Annotated in this window: 1 protein-coding gene; it reads right to left on the bottom strand. The window is 60.8% G+C overall.

The window, feature by feature from the left end:
• Positions 1–895 (bottom strand): ABC transporter ATP-binding protein (locus tag EN780_RS35535; protein WP_133372924.1); only part of this gene is annotated, 895 nt, incomplete at both ends.

Raw genomic sequence — 895 nt, 5'->3', positions numbered from 1 at the left:
ACCGTGGACGACCTCAACGTTGCCATGCGAGGCGCGCAGGTTCTTCACCTCGAGGACGTTCTGGAATTCAAGGGCGCTGTCGGTCGTATCATCTGCCGCAGGACCTGGGCTCTCGGCCACCAGTCGCGGTATGGCGTCGAGCAGCATGCGTGTATAATCGTCGCGCGGCTCAGCAAACACCTGCTTGCGGCCGCCCTGCTCGACAATCCTGCCAGAAAGCATGACCGCCACCCGGTCGGCGACGACGTTCACAACCGCAAGGTCATGGGTTACGTAGACCACGCTGGCGTTGCTGGACTTGACCAGCCTGGCGATGAGTTCAAGGATCGTCTGCTGGGTCGAGACGTCCAGGCCCGTCGTTGGCTCGTCCATCACGATCACCTGCGGAGACGTCATAAAGGCCATCGCAATGGCGATGCGTTGAAGTTGTCCGCCGCTCAACTCGAAGGGATAGCGTTTCAAAAACCGTTCATCATTGGGGAGGTCTACGTTGCGCAGAGCCTCGGCCAGCAACTGCTTCAGGCCAGGCCCCGAGTGACCATGCGCGGCAAGAAGCTCGGCCATTTGCTTGCCGATGGACATTCGCGGGCTGAAGCTGGTGGTCGGATTCTGTGGAACCAGTGAGACCTTGCCGCCCTGAAAGGCGCGCCTCTCGCGCCCCGAAAGCGAGAGGATGTCGGTACCGCCAATCGTTATCTTGCCCGACGAAATGCGCATTCCCGGTCGCGCAAAGCCAAGCAAGCTCAGCGCGACAGAGGTCTTGCCCGATCCCGACTCGCCGATGATGGCCAGGACTTCGCCGCGTTTGACGGCAATGGATACGTCGCTGACGATTTCGCGGCCGCTGAGATCGTGCATGAAAAGCGATTGCACGACGAGCGGAATTGCTTCGGCC

It is taken from the genome of Mesorhizobium sp. M4B.F.Ca.ET.089.01.1.1 (assembly GCF_004022605.1).
Lineage (GTDB): Bacteria > Pseudomonadota > Alphaproteobacteria > Rhizobiales > Rhizobiaceae > Mesorhizobium > Mesorhizobium abyssinicae.
Note: the sequence above shows the minus strand (reverse complement) of the source record. Positions and strands in the feature narration are given on the sequence as shown.